This window comes from Streptomyces yerevanensis (genome assembly GCF_000716805.1).
Taxonomy (GTDB): Bacteria; Actinomycetota; Actinomycetes; order Streptomycetales; family Streptomycetaceae; genus Streptomyces; species Streptomyces flaveus.
The window spans coordinates 129,861-149,962 of sequence record NZ_JNWJ01000017.1 but is presented as its reverse complement, the minus strand read 5'-3'; the positions used below and the strand labels follow the sequence as shown (position 1 = coordinate 149,962).

16 protein-coding genes are annotated in these 20,102 nt (G+C 70.5%); 6 read left to right on the top strand and 10 right to left on the bottom strand.

Annotation, left to right across the window (positions count from 1 at the left end; translation table 11 throughout):
• Positions 1–111: 111 nt before the first annotated feature.
• On the bottom strand, positions 112–990 hold the full coding sequence (locus OP79_RS20050; protein ID WP_033321626.1) for a helix-turn-helix domain-containing protein: 879 nt from the start codon (positions 988–990) through the stop codon (positions 112–114).
• A 183-nt stretch (positions 991–1,173) separates the two neighbouring features.
• Here OP79_RS20050 and OP79_RS20045 point away from each other — a divergent pair, with 183 nt between their 5' ends.
• A complete protein-coding gene (locus tag OP79_RS20045; protein ID WP_245685392.1) occupies positions 1,174–3,105 on the top strand; it encodes a maleylacetate reductase and hydroxyquinol 1,2-dioxygenase domain-containing protein in 1,932 nt (643 codons plus the stop codon).
• Between the two features lie 15 nt (positions 3,106–3,120).
• Positions 3,121–4,902: an FAD-dependent oxidoreductase gene (locus OP79_RS20040; RefSeq protein ID WP_245685391.1), complete on the top strand. Its 1,782-nt coding sequence runs from the start codon at positions 3,121–3,123 to the stop codon at positions 4,900–4,902.
• Positions 4,903–5,061: 159 nt separating this feature from the next.
• On the opposite strand, the gene OP79_RS20035 is transcribed toward OP79_RS20040, so the two are convergent.
• Genes OP79_RS20035 through OP79_RS20020 form a run of 4 tightly spaced genes read right to left on the bottom strand, consistent with a single transcriptional unit; the run spans position 5,062 to position 8,886 of the window.
• Positions 5,062–5,730 (bottom strand): response regulator, encoded by a 669-nt coding sequence (locus OP79_RS20035; protein WP_033321623.1) that lies wholly within the window; start codon positions 5,728–5,730, stop codon positions 5,062–5,064.
• Complete coding sequence (locus OP79_RS20030; RefSeq protein WP_033321622.1) at positions 5,727–7,094, bottom strand: sensor histidine kinase; 1,368 nt, start codon at positions 7,092–7,094, stop codon at positions 5,727–5,729. Before OP79_RS20030 ends, OP79_RS20035 begins: the two co-directional genes overlap by 4 nt.
• A 26-nt stretch (positions 7,095–7,120) precedes the next feature.
• The gene (locus OP79_RS20025) at positions 7,121–7,957 is read right to left on the bottom strand and encodes an ABC transporter permease (protein WP_033321621.1); all 837 of its coding nucleotides are present in this window, start codon (positions 7,955–7,957) and stop codon (positions 7,121–7,123) included.
• Positions 7,957–8,886, bottom strand: coding sequence for an ATP-binding cassette domain-containing protein (locus OP79_RS20020; protein WP_033321620.1), 930 nt, complete (start codon positions 8,884–8,886; stop codon positions 7,957–7,959). Before OP79_RS20020 ends, OP79_RS20025 begins: the two co-directional genes overlap by 1 nt.
• Positions 8,887–9,354: 468 nt before the next feature.
• On the opposite strand from OP79_RS20020, the gene OP79_RS20015 reads away from it, so the two are divergent.
• The 4 genes from OP79_RS20015 (at position 9,355) to OP79_RS20000 (ending at position 15,268) form a co-directional block, all read left to right on the top strand.
• Positions 9,355–10,632: a bifunctional glycosyltransferase family 2/GtrA family protein gene (locus tag OP79_RS20015; RefSeq protein ID WP_033321619.1), complete on the top strand. Its 1,278-nt coding sequence runs from the start codon at positions 9,355–9,357 to the stop codon at positions 10,630–10,632.
• 83 nt (positions 10,633–10,715) lie between these two features.
• Positions 10,716–12,971 carry an ArnT family glycosyltransferase gene (locus OP79_RS20010; RefSeq protein WP_033321618.1) on the top strand — a complete coding sequence of 752 codons (2,256 nt, stop codon included), beginning with the start codon at positions 10,716–10,718 and terminating at the stop codon, positions 12,969–12,971.
• A 30-nt stretch (positions 12,972–13,001) separates the two neighbouring features.
• Positions 13,002–13,754 carry a response regulator transcription factor gene (locus tag OP79_RS20005; protein WP_033321617.1) on the top strand — a complete coding sequence of 251 codons (753 nt, stop codon included), beginning with the start codon at positions 13,002–13,004 and terminating at the stop codon, positions 13,752–13,754.
• Positions 13,751–15,268 (top strand): sensor histidine kinase, encoded by a 1,518-nt coding sequence (locus OP79_RS20000; protein WP_033321616.1) that lies wholly within the window; start codon positions 13,751–13,753, stop codon positions 15,266–15,268. The genes OP79_RS20005 and OP79_RS20000 overlap by 4 nt, the downstream gene beginning before the upstream one ends.
• 93 nt (positions 15,269–15,361) lie before the next feature.
• Here OP79_RS20000 and OP79_RS19995 read toward each other — a convergent pair whose 3' ends face one another.
• The 5 genes from OP79_RS19995 to OP79_RS19975 all read right to left on the bottom strand — a co-directional run bounded on the left by OP79_RS19995 (position 15,362) and on the right by OP79_RS19975 (position 19,918).
• Entirely contained in the window at positions 15,362–16,405 is a 1,044-nt protein-coding gene (locus OP79_RS19995; protein ID WP_033321615.1) for an LLM class flavin-dependent oxidoreductase, read from the bottom strand.
• A gap of 132 nt (positions 16,406–16,537) precedes the next feature.
• Positions 16,538–18,025 (bottom strand): aldehyde dehydrogenase, encoded by a 1,488-nt coding sequence (locus OP79_RS19990; protein ID WP_033321614.1) that lies wholly within the window; start codon positions 18,023–18,025, stop codon positions 16,538–16,540.
• Positions 18,018–18,749, bottom strand: a complete 732-nt coding sequence (locus OP79_RS19985; protein WP_033321613.1) for an alpha/beta fold hydrolase — start codon at positions 18,747–18,749, stop codon at positions 18,018–18,020. Before OP79_RS19985 ends, OP79_RS19990 begins: the two co-directional genes overlap by 8 nt.
• Before the next feature lie 6 nt (positions 18,750–18,755).
• Complete coding sequence (locus OP79_RS19980; protein ID WP_033321612.1) at positions 18,756–19,307, bottom strand: amino acid synthesis family protein; 552 nt, start codon at positions 19,305–19,307, stop codon at positions 18,756–18,758.
• Complete coding sequence (locus tag OP79_RS19975; RefSeq protein WP_245685390.1) at positions 19,304–19,918, bottom strand: amino acid synthesis family protein; 615 nt, start codon at positions 19,916–19,918, stop codon at positions 19,304–19,306. Before OP79_RS19975 ends, OP79_RS19980 begins: the two co-directional genes overlap by 4 nt.
• Positions 19,919–20,102: the final 184 nt, after the last annotated feature.

Here is a 20,102-nt window from a genome sequence, read left to right as displayed (position 1 = left end):
TGCGCGACCAGCCACAGACGGCCCGCAGTCGCCAACAAACCGAACCCACCACCCCCGTAGGCGCCCCGCCCAACCGCCGGAGGCACCCCGCGGGGAACGCTGTGCGCCTCGTCAACCCTCGCGGCGCAGGACGGCCGGTGTCGTACCGAGGTGGGAACGGATCACCCGGGTCAGGTGCTCCTGGTGGGAGAAGCCGCACATCGCCGCCACCTGTGCGATGGGCATGTCCCCCGTACGCAGCAAGCGGGCGGCCTGCTCCACGCGCAGGCCCGTGAGGTACCGATGGGGAGGGCACCCCGTGCGGGCCTTGAAACGCCGGGCGAACTGGCTGACACTCAGCCCCGCCGCCGATGCAAGGTCCGCCAACGACAAGGGCTCGGCGAGCCGGGCGTCGAAGAGTTCCCGAACGGCCGTGAACTGGCGGTCGCTGAGCCCGCCCGGCCGTCCCGACCGCTCGGCGTCCTGCTGGCGAACGCTGTGCCGCCGGGCCAGGTGGGCGGCGGTCATGAGCGCGAGCTGATCCACATAGGTGCGCCCACTGGGCTCCCAGCGCCGCACGACACCGTCGAGCGTCAGGGCGAGTTGCTCCAGCAGGGGGTCCGTGCCCCCGAACTCCTCCTTGAGCCGCACCGGTCGGTCGTCGTCCGCGGTGGCCTGGAGAGCCGCGTCCGACACATAGACGTGCACGGTGTTCAGCAGCCCACCGAGTTCCACGTCCAGTTCGGTGTCAGCAGGGTGTAGAAACAGGCCGCCGCGGGGCACCTGCCGTGCGGCGGTCAGTCCTCGGCGTCCCCGCCTGACGGTGACCGGGCCGTCCAGATGCAGGATCACCAGATGGCTGCGGGCTCCCGGGAAGGACTCGCGGTACGGCAACTCCCGCTGCGTGGACACGTACAGCCGATCCCAGCCGAGCCCCTCGCTGCTGCGGACCGGGCGCACCCCTGGCAGAGCCAGGATTCCATTGGTGTCTCGCAGTCCGAGCTCGCTCATGCCCCTAGTCTCTCCGTCCCCGGCGGAAGCAGGCAAGGACGGCCCCGCACAGCGACCGCCGCTGCTTTTGTGCAAAGGGACGCCGCGAACGTGCAGGAAAGGCGGCCGCATGGGCCTGAATACTGCGGCACACGCCCCTGACACCCGCACCGCAGTGTGGAGAGCAGCTTCATGAGGAGTTTCGTGCACACAGCCAGCCCGAGCCGCGTGCTGTTCGGGGCGGGCACGGTCCGGCGGGTTCGCGAGGAGGCGGAGCGGCTGGGCGCATTCCGGGTACTGCTGCTCTCCGACGGGTCACCGGCACTGCGGAAGGGCACCGAACGCCTGCGTGAAGACCTGGGTGACCTGGTGGCGGCCGAGTTCGACGGTGCGGCCATGCACACCCCGGTCGAGGTGACCGAGCGGGCGCTGGAACTGGTGCGCGACCAGGGAGTTGACTGCCTGGTCGCGATCGGCGGCGGCTCGACGACGGGCCTGTCGAAGGCATTGGCGGTACGTACGGATCTGCCGCAGCTCATCGTGCCGACCACCTATGCCGGTTCCGAGGTCACACCCGTGCTCGGCGAGACGGTGGACGGCCGGAAGACCACCCGGTCCTCACCCGCGATCCTGCCGGAAACGGTCGTGTACGACGTGGAGCTCACCCTCGGTCTCCCCGTCACGGTTTCCGTGACCAGCGGCGTCAACGCGCTGGCCCACGCCGTGGAAGCCCTCTACTCGCCGGACGCCGACCCGGTCACCGATGCCATGGCCCTGGAGGCGGTCGCCGCGATCGCCCGTGCCCTGCCCGCCGTCCACGACGACCCGTCCGACGTGGAGGCACGGGCGGAGCTGCTGCAAGCGGCGTGGCTGGCGGGCGTCTGCCTCGGCACCGTCGGCATGGGACTGCACCACAAGCTCTGTCACACATTGGGCGGCACCTTCGGTCTGCCGCACGCCGAGACCCACACCGTGGTCCTTCCGCACGCCATGGCGTACAACGCGCCCGCCGCTCCGGAGGCGATGGAACGCATCGCCCGCGCACTGGGCGTGGACGACGCGCCCACGGGCGTCTTCGACCTGATCCACCGGGTCGGCGGCCCGACGTCGCTGCGCGATCTCGGCATGACCGAAGCCGACCTGGACCACGCGGCGGAACTGGCCACCGCACAGCCGTATCCGAACCCGCGCGAGCTGACCCGTGCCGGTATCGCGGACCTGCTGCGGGACGCCTGGCAGGGCAACCGCCCCGCCGTGTCCGCAACCGACCCCCTGAGCTCACTGACCGATGAGGTGGTCGCGAGCTTCGACGGCTGCGCCAACCCGCGGCTCAGGCAGTTGCTGACCGATCTTGCCCGCACCCTGCACGCCTACACGGTCCGCAACGACCTGACTCCGCAGGAGTGGCAGCAAGCCATCGCCTTCCTCACCGAGGCCGGCCACATCACCACCGACACGCGGCAGGAGTTCATCCTCCTCTCCGACACGCTCGGGGTGTCCAGCGTGGTCGACGCCCTCGCCAACTCCCGTACCCCCGACACCACTTCCTCGGCGATCCTCGGCCCCTTCTACGTGGCCGGGCCGCCCGCCGCCGAACACGGCAGTGACATCGCGGGAGGGTTCACGGGTACGCCGCTGTGGTCGGACATCAAGGTGACCGACCCGGAGGGGAAACCGGTCGCCGGTGCCGTCGTGGACGTCTGGCAGTCCAACGAGGACGGTTTCTACGACGTCCAACTCCCCGATCTGGACGGGCCGGTGCTGCGCGCCCGGTTCACCACCGGCGCCGACGGGCGGTTCACGTTCTGGTCGATCCTCCCGTCGGAGTACCCGATCCCGGACGACGGTCCGGTCGGCAGGATGCTCTCCGCCGTGGGCCGTCACCCGTACCGCGCACCGCATGTGCACTTCCTGATCAACGCCCCCGGACACCAGCCGCTGATCACCCAGCTGTTCGTGCGGGGCGGGGCCTATCTCGACGGAGCCCCCGGGCAGCGCGACGCCGTCTTCGGCGTCAAGGACGACCTGATCACCGACTTCACCCCGCGCACAGGACCGACACCCGACGGCCGGGCGGTGGACGGCGAGTGGCGTCTGCTCGAGTTCACCTTCCGCATCGCACGTCTCGGGCACTGACCCCACGATCGACTGATGAGTACCGACGGAGACAGCATGAGCCTGCCTGAAAGCTACGACACCGACGTCCTGGTCGTCGGCAGCGGACCCGCCGGTGGTTCCGCGGCCCTGATGCTGGCCACCTACGGAGTGCGCACCCAACTGGTCACCAAGTACGGATGGCTCGCCGACACCCCCCGCGCCCACATCACCAACCAGCGTGCCATGGAGGTCTTCCGCGACCTCGGGATCGAGCAGGAGGCGCTGGAGAAGGGCACACCGAGCTCCTTGATGGGCGACACGGTGTTCGCCACCTCGCTCCTGGGCGAGGAGATCGCCCGCCTCCGCACCTGGGGCACCGGCGACGAAAGCCTCACCGAGTACACGGCCCAGAGCCCGTGCGGGATGATCGACCTCCCGCAGACGTACCTGGAGCCCATCCTCTTGGCCAACGCCGCCAAGCGGGGCGCCGTGGTCCGGCTGAACACCGAGCTCGTCGACTTCGAGCAGGACGCCGACGGAGTGACCGCGCGCCTGCGCGACCGGCCCGGCGGAAGTGAGTACACCGTGCGCGCCCGCTACATGATCGGCGCCGACGGCGGCCGCAGCCTCGTCGCCGACAAGCTCGGACTGCCCATGGAAGGGCAGATGGGCAAGGCCGGCAGCATGAACATCGTCTTCAGGGCCGACCTCGCGCAGTACGTCGAGCACCGTCCCAGCGTCCTGTACTGGATCATGCGCCCGGGCGCCGACGTCGGCGGGATCGGCATGGGCCTGCTGCGCATGGTCCGGCCGTGGAACGAGTGGCTCATCGTCTGGGGTTACGACATCGACAACCCGCCGGCGCTCACCGACGAGGCGGCCAAGGCGATCGTCCGCGACCTCGTCGGCGACGACGATCTCGATGTCCAGATCGACAACGCCTCGCTCTGGACGGTCAACCACGCCTACGCGACCCGGTTGCACGCCGGCCGCGTCTTCTGCGCCGGGGACGCCGTGCACCGGCATCCCCCGTCCAACGGCCTCGGCTCCAACACCTCGGTCCAGGACTCCTACAACCTGGCCTGGAAACTGGCGGCCGTCATCAACGGTCAAGCCGGGCCCGAACTGCTGGACACCTACACCGACGAAAGGGCCCCCGTCGCCCAACAGATCGTCGAACGCGCCAACCTCTCCCGGGACCAGTTCCTCCCCCTGTTCGAGGCCCTCGGCGTCGTCGGCGGTGACGAGGAGGGCATCACGAAGGCGCTGCACGCGGCCCGGCAGCCGGACGCCGAGGGGGCCAAGAAACGGCGGGCCATCCGCGAGGCGATCGAGCTGAAGCACTACGAGTTCAACGCCCACGGTGTCGAGCACAACCAGCGCTACGAGTCAGCGGCCGTCATCCCCGACGGCACCGTCGAACACATCTCCCGCGACGACGAACTCTTCGGACGCCCGACCTCCCGCCCCGGAGCCAAGCTGCCGCACGCCTGGCTCGTCGACCCACACGGCAAGCGGATCTCGACACTCGACCTGGTCGGCGGCGGCAAGTTCTCCGTCCTGACCGGCCTGTCCGGAACCCAGTGGGCCGACGCCGCCGACACCCTGGCCCAGGAACTCGATCTCGACCTGCGCGGCGTCGTCGTCGACCGCGACGCGCACGACGCCTACGGCGAGTGGGCCCGCCGCGCGGAGATCGACGAGGACGGCGCGCTGCTGATCCGCCCCGACGGTTACGTGGCCTGGCGCAGGCCGAGCGGCGCCTCCGACACCGCCGAAGCGACCCGCCTGCTACGCAAGGCGCTGGCCACGGTGCTCCGCCGGTCGGCACCGTAACCCCACCGCTGATCTCCACGGCGTACCGTGCGCCCGCCGCGGGCCTCCCGCACCCCGTCGAGGAAGCCGATGCCACCGCCTGCCCTGGCCGGCAGAGGGAGGGGCTTTTGGCGCGTCGTCCGGGCAGGTGCGGACCGGCCTCGCGCCCGCACAGTCGGGCTACGGCTTCGCCCTGACCAACCCGGCGTCGTACGCCATGATCACGGCCTGGATGCGGTCGCGCGCCCCGATCTTGGCGAGGACACGGCCGACGTGCTTCTTGACCGTGGACTCGGTGAGGACGAGCCGTTCGGCGATCTCCGTGTTCGTCCAGCCCTGGCCGATGGCGACCAGGACCTCTCGTTCGCGGTCGCTGAGCGTCTGCAGCCGGGGGTCCGCGGGCGCGGGGGCGCCGGAGGGTGCGAGGACCTGGTGGGCGTAGGCGTCCAGCAGACGCCGGGTCAGACTCGGGGCCACGACGGCGTCGCCGGTCGCGACCGCGCGGATGCCCGCGACGAGTTCCTCGGGGCGGGCGTCCTTGAGCAGGAAGCCGCTGGCGCCGGCCCGCAGACCGTCGTACGCGTACTCGTCGAGATCGAAGGTGGTCACGATGAGCACACGGGTACGGCCGCCGGAGGCGACGATCCGCCGCGTCGCCTCGAGACCGTCCATGCCGGGCATGCGGATGTCCATGAGGACGACGTCGGGGCGCAGTTGGGCGGCCAGGCGGACGGCCTCGGCCCCGTGTTCGGCCTCGCCGACCGGGGTGAGGCCGGGGGTGCCTTCCAGGAGCATGCGGAAGCCCATGCGCTGCAGGGGCTGGTCGTCGGCGATCAGCACGGTGGTCATGGCTGAGGTTCTCCCGAGACCGACGGGGCGGGGGCGGAGGGGACGTTGAGCACGACGTCCACGATCCAGCCGTGCCCCGCCTCGCGCGGGCCGATGGTGACGGCACCGCCGTACATGGCGGCCCGCTGGTGGATGCCGATCATGCCGTGCCCGGCGTCGCCGGTCCGCGGCCCCGGCTCCGCCGGCCTGTGTGCGCCTTGCGGTACGCCGGTGTCGGCGACCCGTATCCGCACCTTGCCGGCGTCGGCGGTCACGGTGACCTCGGCGGCGGTGCCCGTACCGGCGTACTTGAGCGTGTTGGTCAGGGCTTCCTGGACGATGCGGTACACGGTGAGCTGGACGCCGCTGCCCAGTGAGTCGAGTTCGCCCACGGACCGGTAGGTCACCGCCGGCCCCGCCGCGCGGACCCGCGCCAGCAAGGGGTCCAGCTCGCGGATTCCCGGCTGCGGACTGAGCGGCCGTACGTCATCCTGCTGCTCCTCGCGCAGCACGCCCAGGACGCGGCGCAGTTCGCCCATGGCCTGTCGGCCGGTGTCGCCCAGGATGCGCAGGGCCTCGGCGGACTGCTCGTTCCGGTTGGCAGCCAGCGTCGCGGCGCCGTCCGCGAGACCGACCATGACCGAGAGATTGTGGCCGACGATGTCGTGCATCTCGCGCGCCACCCGGGAACGCTCGGCCGCTGCCGTGAGCTGGACGCGTTGGTCGTGCTCGATCTCGAGGCGTCTGGCGCGGTCCTCCAGCGCCGCCAGATACATCCGGCGGATACGGAGCGTCAGGCCGATGGCGACGGCAGCGGTCGCCGTCCCCAGCAGGAAGAACAGGCCGAGCAGCGGACGCTCGACAGGCACAATGACAAAGACCGCCAGGGTCATTTCGACGACGGTCAGCGCCGCAGCCCAGCCCAGCACCCGCAGTGAACCGTGCAGAGCCAGGGTGTACAGCGCGACGAGCATGCTGACTCCGGCCTGCTGCCAGATGCCCAGCGACCACTGGACGAGGGACACCAGCGAGATCACGAAGTATGTGACGGCCGGGACCCTGCGTCGCCACCACAGCGGCACGATGAGGGCGGCGGCGAAAACGAACGGGACGCCGGACGGCAGCTCGCCGCGGGAGTCCGTTTCCCCGAACGGGCCGTTAGGGGTGCTGGAGATCAGGTCGGGCAGGCTGACGAGTGCGACGATCAGCACCACGGCGGTGTCGAGCAGCCATGGGTGCCGTCGGTCCAACCGCTGCTGGTGGCTCTGGCCGCGCAGCATTCGCCCCAGCAGGGGATGCCCCCAGGCGGCGTCGAGCCCAGGGGACGGCGGGTGCACCGTCCCCTGGGTGATGTCCGCGGCGGCTGCCGCCCGTTTCGGACTCATGGCTCTCATTGTCGCCGGTGCGCTGGTCACGCGTCGGTTCGGGCCAGCCGGTATGCCGCCCCGGCGAGTGTCAGCGCCACCCAGCCGGCGAAGACCGCGAGCCCCGCGCCGGGGGAGAGGGAATCCGAGGACTCCTGCAGGGCGTAGACGGCCGACCCCGCGTTGCTGGGGAAGTAGGGGTTCATCGTGTCGTACAACGAGTCGGGCAGCAGTGAGGCCAGCCCGGGCAGGATGAGCAGGATGCCGACCAGGGCCGCGATGGCCCCGGAGGAGGAGCGGATCAGCACCCCCAGTGCCACGCCGAACACGGCCACCAGACCGAGATAGGCTCCGGCGCCGGCCAGGCTGCGCAGTACGCCGTCGTCGCTCAGGGAGAGCGCGATCTTCTCGCCGTCCAGGCCCAGAGCGCCCAGTTGGAACGCGGCCAGCGCGGCGATCGTGGTGAGGACCAGCGCGATGGCCCCGATCACGGCGCTCTTCGACCACAGGACCGGCAGCCGTCGCGGAACCGCGGCGAGCGTGGAGCGGATCATGCCGGTGCTGTACTCGCCGGCGGACAGCAGCACCCCGAGCACGCCGATGGCCAGAGACGCGAAGGTGACGCCGGTCAGCGCCAGGCTGACCGCGTCGCTGTCGCCGCCGGCACCCGGACCGGGCGGCCCGTCACTCGGGAGGGCGTCCGGACTGTAGGTGGCGGAGGCGATCGCACCGAAAAGCATCAGCAGGAACAGAGCGACGCCCAGGGTGATCCAACTGGAGCGCAGCGACCAGAACTTGGCCCACTCCGAACGCAGCACCCGGCGGCCGGTCACCTTCCGGACCGTCGTACGTGCGGGCGCCGCGGAAAGCGTGTCGGCAGTCATCAGGCGGCCTTTCGTTCGGTGTCGGCGGAAGCGCTGTGGTACTCGACGGCGTCGTGGGTGAGTTCCATGAAGGCCTCCTCCAACGAGACCGACTGCGGGGTGAGTTCGTACAGCGCCACCCCGTGCTCAGCGGCGATCGCCCCGATCTCACGGGCATCGCGTCCGGAGACCAGCAGTTCCTCGGCGGAGGAGGAGCTGATCGTGACATCCGGGCCGGCCAGCAGCGAACGCAACTTCCCGGCCTCGGTGGTGGCGACCTTCACACCCCCGCCGCCGGCCTCCCGGACGAAGTCGTCCACCGTGGTGTCCGCGAGCAGCCGACCGCGCCCGATGATCACCAGATGGTCGGCGATCAACGCGGTCTCGCCCATCAGGTGCGAGGAGAGCATCACGGCCCGGCCCTCATCGGCCAGCCCGGAGAGGAGATTGCGCACCCACAGCACGCCCTCGGGGTCGAGGCCGTTGACCGGTTCGTCGAGCATGACGATCGCCGGATCGCCGAGAAGGGCCGCGGCGATGCCGAGCCGCTGGCCCATGCCGAGGGAGAAGGCGCCCACACGCTTGCCGGCCACGCTGCCCAGCCCGGCCAGCTCGATGACCTCGTCCACCCGGCGGCGCGAAATGCCGTGGGTGTACGCGAGCGCCATCAGGTGGTTGAACGCGGTACGCCCAGGGTGGACGGACCCGGCCTCCAGCAGCGTGCCGATCTCGTGCAGGGGTGCGCCGTGCTTGGCGTAGGACCGTCCGTTGACAGTGACCGAGCCCCCGGTGGGAAAGTCCAGGCCGATGATCATGCGCATCGTCGTCGACTTGCCCGCACCGTTGGGTCCCAGGAAGCCGGTCACCTCACCCGGCTTGACGGTGAAGGACAGCTGGTCGACGACCGTCTTGTCCCCGTACCGCTTCGTCAGCTCACGCGCTTCGATCATGGAGTGGCCTTCCTCGCCTCGTACCGGCCGCGGACGCACCGCGCCTCTGCGTTCGAAACTACGAGGACGGCCGGTCGAAACCTTGGGACCACAGGGGACACTTCGGTGTCCGAGTGGTACCGCGGTACCACTGGGACGGGCTCCGTGGCCACGCCTTATCCGGCTGTGGCCGACGCTTTGCGCCGATGAGCGTGCCGCTCTTTGGCGGCCACTGGTACCGCATACCAGTGGCACAGCATCCTCTCGGCTGATTCCCGGGTGGCTGACCTCGGCTTCTCAGGTCGTACGGCGAAGATCGGCCGGGTCCTTCGCCGCCTGTCGGCGGGCCGACTGACAGCGGACTCTCCGTCAATTCCCAGCTCGCTCCCCGCGTTTCCCCTGCCGCGCCGGTCAGAGTCGACCCGGCACCCGCCAGGACGCGGGCGCGAACGGGAGCCGCCCCACCGACCCCCACCGCTCGAGGAACTCATGACGCACACCAGCAGCAGTCCGCGTACAGTCCGGCGTTTTCAGCCGGCGTCGCGGGCCGGTGCCCATGGCTCGACCGCCACGCGCACGCCGACCGTCGAGATCGTCATCCCCGTCTACAACGAGGAACGCGCCCTGCCCGGCTGCGTCCGCACCCTGCACACCCGTCTGCGCGACGAGTTGCCCTACCCGTGGCGGATCACCGTGGCGGACAACGCCAGCGTCGACGGCACCCTGGCCGTGGCCCGGGAGCTCTCCGACGAACTGCCCGGTGTCGGCGTCGTCCACCTGGAGCGCAAGGGCCGCGGTCTCGCGCTGCGCACCGCCTGGGGTACGAGCGACGCCGACATCGTCGTCTACATGGACGTCGACCTGTCGACCGGCCTCGACGGACTGCTGCCGCTCATCGCCCCGTTGGCCAGCGGCCACTCCGACCTCGCCATCGGCAGCCGCCTCGCCCCCGGCGCCCGCACCGTGCGCGGCCCGCGCCGCGAGCTGATCTCGCGCTGCTACAACGCGCTGATCCGGCTCACTCACGGCGCCCGTTTCAGTGACGCCCAGTGCGGATTCAAGGCCGCCCGCACCGACGTGCTCCGCCCGCTGCTGGACAGGACCCGGGACGACGCCTGGTTCTTCGACACCGAACTCCTGCTGCTCGCCGAGCACAACCAACTACGCATCCACGAAGTCCCCGTCGACTGGGTGGAGGACGTCGACACCCGGGTGAACGTCGTCGGCACCGCCACCGACGACCTCAAAGGCCTGTGGCGCATGGCCCGGCTCAAGGCGTCGGGCGCCGCCCGCGTCCCGGTGCCGCGCCGCCCCGAACCCGCCGCCGAGCACCCCGACGCCGTCCTGGCCCCGGACGCCGCCCGCTCTCAACTCGCCTGGCAGATCAGCTGCTTCGTCCTCATCGGCATAGCGTCGACCGCGGGACAGGCCCTCCTGTACTGGTTGCTGCGCGGCTGGTGGCAGCCCGCCGCCGCCAACTTCGTCTCGCTCCTCGTCCTCACCCTCCTCAACACCGAGGCCAACCGCCGCCTCACCTTCCGCTACTCCGCCGACGGTGTCGGTGCGGGGCGGGCACACCTGGGCGCCGGAGCGCTGTTCGTCCTCGGGTATCTGATCACCTCGGCCGCGGTGCTGCTCTTCCGTGACGCCGTACCGGACGCGTCGGCCGCCGCCGAGACGCTCGTGCTCGCCGCCTCCTCGGTCCTGGTGACCGGCATCCGCTTCCTGGTGCTGCGGCTGGCCGTCTTCCGCCGCGGCACGCCCTGACCCCCGTACGACTCCCCGGCGACCGATCTCGTACGACACCCCGCGACCGATCCCCGTACGACTCCCCGAGAGCGAATCCCACCATGACCCACACCACCCAGGCGCAGCCGAGCACCGACCTGCGCCTGCCCGTCACGAGGCGCGCCCTGCCGCGCTGGGCGGCCCCCGCCGCCCTGGCCGCGATCCTGCTCCTGTCCGCCCTGCTGTACGGCTGGGCCCTCGGCTCCCTCGGCTGGGGCAACAGCTACTACTCGGCCGCCGTGAAGTCGATGGGCCAGGGCTGGACCAACTTCCTGTTCGGTTCCTTCGACCCGGCCGGAGTCGTCACGGTCGACAAGCCACCGGCCGCGCTCTGGCCGCAGGTCGTCAGCAGCAAGATCTTCGGCCTGCACGGATGGGCGCTGATCCTGCCCCAGGTGGTGGAGGGTGTCGCCGCCGTCCTGGTGCTGCACCGTACGGTCCGGCGCTGGGCGGGCGAGGGTGCGGCGCTGCTCGCGGCCCTGGTGATGACGCTGACGCCGATCACCGTGGCGATCAACCGGGACAACAACCCCGACACACTGCTGGTGCTGTTCCTGGTGTCCGCCGCGTACGCGCTGACCCGTGCCCTGCAGACCGACCCGGGCCGGCGCTCCACGTGGTGGCTCTGCGCGTGCGGGTTCCTGATCGGCTGCGGGTTCCTCACGAAGATGATGGCGGCCTGGATGGTGCTCCCGGCCCTCGCCGCGGCCTGGCTGGTCGGCGCGACGGGGACCTGGCTCGCACGCGTCGGGCGGCTGCTGATCGCCGGTGCCGTGTGCGCGGTCTCCTCCCTGTGGTGGGTGGCGATGGTCGCCTGGTGGCCCGGTGAGCAGCCGTACATCGGCGGCAGCACCGACGGCGGCGCCTGGGACCTGGTGACCGGCTACAACGGGCTCGGCCGGGTCTTCGGCGAGAGCACGAGCAGCGGCGGCATGGGCAGCATGGGCGGCGCCTTCGGCGGCGAGGCGGGCCTGCTGCGGCTGTTCAACGATCAGGTGGCCGGGCAGATCAGCTGGCTGCTGCCGGTGAGCGCGGTGGCCCTGGTCGTCGCGGTGGCCGGGGCGGTGCTGTGCCGGCGCGGCAGCGGCTCGGCGGGCGAGGCCCTGGCGGGCTCCGGGTGGGTGCTGTGGGGGACCTGGCTGGTGGTGTGCGGCCTGGTGTTCTCCAGTCAGGAGGGCGTCTTCCACCCGTACTACACGACCCAACTCGCCCCCGCCGTGGCCGCGTTGACCGCGGGTCTGGTGACCGCGCTGGCGCGGGCGCACCGGGCCGGGGCGCGCTGGGCACTGCCCGTCGGCGCCGGAACCGTACTGGTGACCGTGGGGTGGGCCGTCGTCGTGATCCGCCGGGTTCCGTCCTGGAACGGGTGGCTGGCCTGGGTCGTGCTGCTGCTGGGACTCGTCGCCGTCGGACTGCTGATCGCCGCGTGGCGGACGGTTCGCCTGGTGCCGGTCGCCCTGGGCGGTGCGCTGCTGGCGGTCCTGCTCGCGCCGGGCGCGTGGGCGGTGAGCGTGCCGGGCGGGTCGGGGTCGGCGATGAGCGGGGGCAACCCGACGGCCGGGCCGGCGACGATGTCGTTCGGCGGGAGGGGTGGCGGCGGGCTGCCTGAGGGACTCGAGTTGCCCGAAGGCGTCGAGTTGCCGGGGGGCCTCGGCCAAGGCGGGTCGGGAACGCCCGGCGGATCTTCGGGCGAGCTGCCCGAGGGTATGCCTTCGGGGGCGCCCACCGACATGCCCGGGGCCCCCGGCGCGGGCGGAGGCGACGGCTCGGGCTCCGCGGGGGGCTCCATGCCCTCCTCCCCCGGAACCGGCGGCGGGAGCGGCTCGGGCAGCCGAGGCGGCTTCGCAGGCCCGGGTGGCGGTACGGCCCTCAGCTCCGAGCAGCGCAGGATTCTCGACTACGCCACCGAGCATTCCGGCGACGCCCGCATCACCCTCGCGGTCGAAGGCGGATCCATGGGGTCGGCCACGTTCATCCTGAGCAGTGACGCCACCGTCATCGGCATGGGCGGCTTCAGCGGCAGCGACGACGCACCGTCCGTGCAGCAGTTGCGGAAGTGGACCAAGAGCGGCGAACTGCGCTACGTCCTCGGCTCCGACTCCGGCTCCTCGGTCGGCTTGGGCGCCCTGATGGGCGGCGCGGACAGCGCGGCATCCCAGCGGTCGACGTGGATCAGCGAGAACTGCGCCAAGGTGTCCGCGAAGGAGTACGGCGGCAGCACCAGCGGCTCCGGCAGCAGCGACTCGGCCGCGGGCGGCATCATGGGCCTTACGGCCACGACCCTGTACGACTGCGCCGCCCACAGCACCACCAAGTAGCAGCGGCGGCAGAACGGACGACACAGCACCATGCCCGAACCGCCCTTCGCCCCGGCCCCGCACCGCCTCCTGGTGGTCGAGGACGACCCCGGCATCCGCATGCTGCTGGAGTCGGCGCTGCGACTGTCGGGCTACGAGGTCGCCGGCGCGGCCACCGGGCAGGACGCCCTGCGGGACATCGAGGGCCTGCGCCCAGACCTGGTTCTGCTGGACGTGATGCTGCCCGACCTGGACGGCCTCGAGGTCACCCGCAGCCTGCGGGCGGCGGGTGTGCGGACACCGGTGCTGTTCCTCACGGCCCGCGGTGAGCTCACCGACCGCATCGCGGGCCTGGCCGCGGGCGGCGACGACTACGTGACCAAGCCGTTCAGCATCGAGGAGGTGCTGCTGCGCATCCGCGCCATCCTGCGCCGGACGGACCCCGACCACCTGCCGGACACGGAGAGCGCCGACAGCGGGATCCTGCGCTTCGCCGACCTGGAGCTGAACGAGAACGCCCATGAGGTGCACCGGGCCGGCGAGTACATCCCGCTGTCTCCGACCGAGTTCAACCTGCTCGCCTACCTGATGGAGAACGCCAACCGGGTGGTGAGCAAGACCAAGATCCTCAACCACGTGTGGGGGTACGACTTCGCCGGCGACGGCCGCATCGTCGAGACCTACGTCAAGTACCTGCGCCGCAAGATCGATCGCTTCGACCCGCCCCTGCTGCACACCGTGCGCGGGGTCGGCTACTGCCTGCGGCTTCCCCGGGGCCACCATGCGACAGGGACCGACCGGTGACACGCCCGCCGCGGACCCGGCGCCCCCGTTCGCTGCGCAGCCGCCTCGTGTGGGGTGTGACCCTGCTCGCCGCGGCCGCCGTTCTCACCGCACAGACCATCGGAGTGCTGGTCCTGCACTCCTGGCTGCTGAACCGAATCGACCAACAGTTGATGGAGTTCACCCTCCCCGACCGCGCCAAGCTGCCCAGCAGACCCGCCCCGGACTCCGTCACCCTGCCCTCGGACTTCCGGCTCACCTTCTACGACGCCTCGGGTGACCAGCGGGGAACCCTGGGCGATGGGGAAAAGCCGGGGCCGAAGCTGCCGCATTCCACGAGCGCACTCCGTCTGACCAAGGGGCACCAGGCCGTTGTCCCCGCCGTATCCGGCGACGGCCACTGGCGGGTGCTGTGGAAGAACGGACCCGTCGAGGACACCAGCTTCGTGGTCGCCCTGCCCCTCGACACCGTGGAAGGGGCCATGGACAAACTCCTGGCCCTCAACGTGGCCGTCTTCGCCGCGACCGTGGTCGGGCTGATCGCCGTCGGCCGGTGGGTGGTCCGCCTCGGCCTCCTTCCGCTGACCCGGATGGAGCACACGGCTCAGGACATCACCGCCGGGGATCTGAGCCTGCGACTGTCCGACACCGATCCGCACACCGAGACCGGCCGCCTGGGCACCGTACTGAACGACATGCTCGACCGCCTCCAACAGGCCCTGCGACAGCGAGAGTTCTCGGAGGCCCGGCTGCGTCGCTTCGTCGCCGACGCCGGACACGAGCTGCGTACGCCCCTCACCTCCATCCAGGGCTTCGCCCAACTGGCCCTGCGCCACCCGGACCGCCCCGCCGCACAACGCCGGGAGGCCGACGAACAGGTCGCCAGGAACGCCGAGCGCATGAACCTCCTCGTCGACGACCTGCTCCTGCTCGCCAAGCTCGACCAGGAGCCCGCGTACCGCAGCGTCCCCGTCGACCTGCTGGCCCTCGCGGCTGACGCGGTGAGTGCGGCGGCCGTACGCGCAGGCGGCGAGTATCGCGTGACGCTCAGCCCTCTCGACGAGAACGACGAGAACGACGAGAAGACCGAGGACTCCGAACTCGAGGTCGTGGAAACGGTGGGAGATCCCCACCGCCTGCTCCAGGTCGTCAACAACCTGCTGTCCAACGCGCTCGTCCACACGCCCCCCGGCCCCCCTGTCGACGTGCGCGTGGGCACCGCCCGCGCAGGGGCGACGACGGGCGGCACCGACCGCCCCGGCCGCACCAGCGCCTCCCCGTCCCTGGCCGAGGGCGCACCGATCCACGTGATCGAAGTTGCCGACCAGGGGCCCGGGCTGCTGCCGGAGGAGGCCGAGCGTGTCTTCGAGCGCTTCTATCGCGTCGACCCCTCCCGCTCCCGTGACCACGGCGGCAGCGGCCTCGGCCTCGCCATCGCCACGGCGATCGCCCAGGGCCACGGCGGCCGCCTGGAACTCGACACAGGAGCCGGTCCGGGATGCACGTTCCGCCTGGTTCTCCCCGCCCGTGAATGACCGGTACGCATGCGGTCCTGGTGCTGATCGCTGACATCGCGTTCACCGAGATCCGGTTCTTCCTCGGCAACGGCTTCGCCGGACAGCCTCGACTCACTGGAAGACCGGTACGACTTCCTTGATGAACAGCTCCAACGACTTGCGCTTCTCCTCGTGCGACATGCTGTTGTCGATCCAGAAGCTGTACTCGTCGACGCCGAGTTCCCTATAGGAGCGCAGCCGTTCGATGACCTCGGCCGGGGTGCCGATCATCGCGGTCTTGCGCAGTTCCTCCGGCTGGAACTCAGGCCGGCCTTCGAACTTCGACTCCGGGCTGGGCGGCAGGAACCCGTTCCGTGGGGTGGTCTTGTTGCCGAACCAGGCGTCGAAGGTCCGGTAGAAACGGTTGATCGCCTCCGCGGCCGGGCGCCAGCCGTCGGGCTCGTCAGGGGAGTGGACATGTGTGTGCCGCAGCACCATCAGGTCGGGACGCGGCACCTCTGGATGGTTCGCCACGGCGGTGTCGAACTTCCCCTTGAGGTCGGCGACTTCCTCGTCGCCCTTCATCAGCGGGGTGACCATGACGTTGCAGCCCTGCGCCACCGCGAAGTCGTGGGAGGCAGGGTCGCGAGCGGCGATCCACATGGGCGGGGTGGGCTGCTGCACCGGCTTTGGCACACTGGTCGAGGTCGGGAACTGCCAGATCTCGCCGTCATGGGCGTAGTCGCCCTGCCAGAGCGCGCGGACCGCCGGCACGAGCTCACGCAGGTGTTTGCCGCCGTCGGCGGCCGGCAGTCCGCCTGCCAGTCGGTCGAACTCGAACTGGTAGGCGCCCCGGGCGAGTCCGACCTCCATCCGGCCGTTGCTGATGACATCGAGCAGCGCGCATTCACCGGCGACTCTGAGTGGGTGCCAGAACGGGGCGATGATGGTCCCGGCACCCAGGCGGATGGTCGAGGTCTTCGCGGCCAGGTGGGCGAGCAGCGGCATCGGGCTGGGGGAGATCGTGTACTCCATCGCGTGGTGCTCCCCGATCCACACGGTGCCGAACCCGCCGGCCTCGGCCATCAGGGCCAGCTCGGAGAGGTTCTCGAAGAGCTGCCGGTGGCTGACCTCCTCGTCCCAGCGCTCCATGTGCACGAACAACGAAAACCTCATGACTGCTCCTCGTCTGCTGCGATGACCAGGTGGCGGACGGTGCCCTGGTCGCTGTGCTCGTCGGCTCTCACGCCGACCTGCCCCGCGCGGGCGGCGTCCATCTAGGCGATGGTGATGGAGACCTGTGGCATGTCAGCTCCGCATCGTGAACGGGTCGGCCACGGGCTCCTCGCTCGTGTTGATCCAGACGCTCTTGAGCCGCGTGTACTCCAGAATCGTCTCGGTGCCGTGCTCGACGCCGACGCCGCTGGTCTTGAAGCCCTGGCGCGGTGACATCGGGGACATGGCCCGGTAGGTGTTGACCCACACGGTCCCGGCATCCAGCCGCGCCGCCATCCGGTGCGCCCGTGCGAGGTTCGTCGTCCACACGCCGGCCGCAAGACCGTACTCGGTGTCGTTCGCCAGACGTACGACCTCCTCCTCCGTGTCGAACGGCATGACCGCCAGGACGGGCCCGAAGATCTCCTCGCGCACGACGCGCATGCTGTTGTCGACGTCCACGAGGACGGTCGGCTCGTAGAAGTAGCCGCCGAGGCCGCCGTCGGTGGCCCGTCCGCCGGTCAGCACCCGGGCACCTTCGCCGCGTCCGAGGTCGACGTACCCGGCGACCTTGTCCCGCTGGCCTTCGAAGGCCAGCGGACCGAGCTCGGTCTTCTCGTCCATCGGGTCGCCGATACGGATGGTCCGGGCGCGTTCCGAGACACGCTCGAGAAGCTCGTCGTAGACGGACCTGTGCGCGAACACCCGGCTGCCGGCGATGCAGGTCTGTCCGGCGGCGGCGAAGATACCGGCGACGACGCCCATCGCGGCGTTCGGTAGGTTCGCGTCCTCGAACACGATGTTGGGCGACTTGCCGCCGAGTTCGAGCGTGGAGCCGATGAAACGGCTCGCCGTCGCGGCGGCGATGCGCGCCCCGGTGGCGGTGCTGCCGGTGAAGGAGATCTTCGCGAGGTCGCGGTGGTCGACCAGGGCCTGCCCGACCTCGGCGCCGAACCCGGTGACGACGTTCACCGCACCCGGCGGGAATCCCGCCTCGAGCGCCAGCTCGGCGAGCTTGAGCACCGTGGCCGAGGTGTACTCCGAGGGCTTGATCACGACGGTGTTGCCGGCGCAGAGCGCGGGCGCCAGTTTGCTGCTGGTCAACGTCAGCGGAGAGTTCCAGGGCGTGATCGCTCCGACCACGCCGAGGGGCTCACGGGCCGTGTAGTTGAGCACTTGTCGGTCGGAGGTGGGGATGAAGTCGCCGTGGATCTTGTCGGCCAGCCCGGCGTAGTAGTAGTAATACTCCGGCAGGGTGGCCAGCTGCCCGCGCATCTCGCGCAGCAGTTTGCCGTTGTCCTGCGTCTCCATGCGGGCCAGGTCTTCGGCGTTCTCGGCGATCAGGTCACCCAGGCGCCGCAGCAGGTGTCCGCGCCGCGTCTGGCTGAGGTCGCGCCAGCGCGGGTCCTCGAACGCCTTCCTCGCGGCGGCCACGGCTTTCTCGATGTCGGCGGCGTTCCCGCGCGCGGCCCGATAGAGGACCTCGCGGGTGGCCGGGTTGGTGCTCTCGAAGTACTCGCCCGATGCGGGCTCGACCCACGTCCCGCCGATGAAGTGCTGCAACGTGGTGAGGTCAGACATGTGCGCACTCTCCGATGAAGGTGGTGAGGGAGTCGACGAACGCCTCGGGGCGCTCGGCGGGCAGCATGTGACGTGCCTGGGGGATGACCTCTGCACGGCAGTCGGGAAGCGCCGCGGCGAGCCGGTGGGCCATCTCGGGGGTGGACCCAGGATCGTTCTCGCCCGTCACCGCCAGTGCGCGTACGGCGATGGCGGCCAGGTCCGGCGCGAGTTCGGCGTCCGCTGTGGCGAACACGCGATAGCAGTTGAGGAAGGACCTGACGTCGTTGGACAGCAGCGTGGCCTCGGTGCGCGCCACCTGTTCGGGGCCGACGTCGGTGCCGGCGTACCACCGCTCCAGGGACGCGGCCGCGCTCGCCGTGAAGTCGGCCTCCGCGGTGCGTAGCCGGTCGATTACGGACGCCCGCTCCTCGGCCGTACGCTCGCACACCGAACTGACCGAGGTCAGCGTCGCCACCAACTCCGGGTGGTGCAGCGCCACATGCTGGGCGACGAGTGCCCCGAGCGAGAATCCGACCAGGTGCGAGCCCGTCGGGATCTCGCCGACCACCCCGTCGGCCAGGTCGGCGAGTGTCACCCCGTCGCTCACCGGCGGGCGGGTGCCGTGGCCCGGCAGGTCGAGGGCGATCACGGTGAAGCGGTCGGCCAGAAGCGCGGCGGCCGGCTCCCACATGGTGTGGTCGAGCCCGACGCCGTGCAGCAGGACCACGGTGGGCTTGCTCATGAACGCCTACTGCTCGGTCGAGAGCGGTGCCAGGCGCTGCTGGGGGCGCCCCTGGGCGGCTGCGGCAAGCGCGATGACGATCTCGTTCGGGTGGGGGGCGTCGCTGATCCGGATCTCGATGCTCTGGTGGTGCGAACGGATCGTGGCGTCGGTGATGTGCTTCAGAGGGATGTCGAAGACGATGCCGGCGGGCCCGCGCTTCTCGACCGCGGGCAGCAGGGTGGTGGCGTTCGCGGCCTTGCGGAAGTGGTCGCCGAACTGGAGTGTGTGGATCAGCGCCGAGCCGTGCTCGACCTCGCCGTCCAGGCCGACGATGGCCGCCTTGCCGTACGCCTCTGCGGGGGATTCCAGGGCGTCGAGGACCGCTGGGGCCAGCAGTGCTCCGAGGTCGGAGGCGTTCGCGTCGATTCCGGGAGTGAGGTCCTCGACGAAACCCTGCCCGGCCCACGGGTTCTCGATCACGGCCGCGACGACGGCGACCCGGGCGGGACGACTCACTTCGCGTCCGCCTTCGGTGTGGATCTCCTCGACGACGGTCACGATCTTGCGGACGTTCATGAAGGGACTACCTCCAGGGTTTCGGTGCTGATGACGGGGTCGGTCATGCGGTCCCCGATACGGGGGTGCGGGCGCGGCCCCGTCGACGCGGCGGCGATGACGACGATCTCGTCGGCGCGCGGGGCGTCGGAAACACGGGCGCTGATGGTCTGGTAGTGACTGCGCGTCGCGGCATGTGTCTTGTGCCAGAGCGGGACGATCAGTGTCTCGCCGGCCTCGGCGCGTGTGTCGGCGAAGCAGATGATCGACTCGCCCTGGAGGAACTCCCGGACCAGGTTGCCGAAGTACGGAGTGTGGATGAGGGCACCGGCGTGCTCGATCTCGCCCCCCGTGCCGACGATGGCGGCCTTGCCGAACGATTCGATCTCGTTCACGCCACCGAGGGCGCCGATGAGCCGGCCGGTCAGCAACTTCGCGAGCACCGGGGCGACTTGGCCCTGTTGTTCGGACAGATCGGCCGAAGGGCCGACGCCCACCCAGGGGTTCCGGATGACGGCGGCGACGCTGGCTCGCCGTGCGGGCTGTGCGGGCGCCTCGCCCGCCTCGGTGAGGACGACGTCGCGGTAGAGCACGAGTTTGCGGAGACCGATGCTGTCGTCAAGACGATCCATGATGCGCTCTTGCATGCCACAGGACGATAGGGACCCCTCTCGCATCGGTCAAGGTGTCGAGCTGGAGGACTCTGTCGAGCCCCTTCCCGGCAGCTGCATGCATTCCATTCAGGGCCACTGACCTGTGTGTTTACGTGCGGCCGCACACGAATTTACGATTCGCTTACATCGACCTCTTGACGCT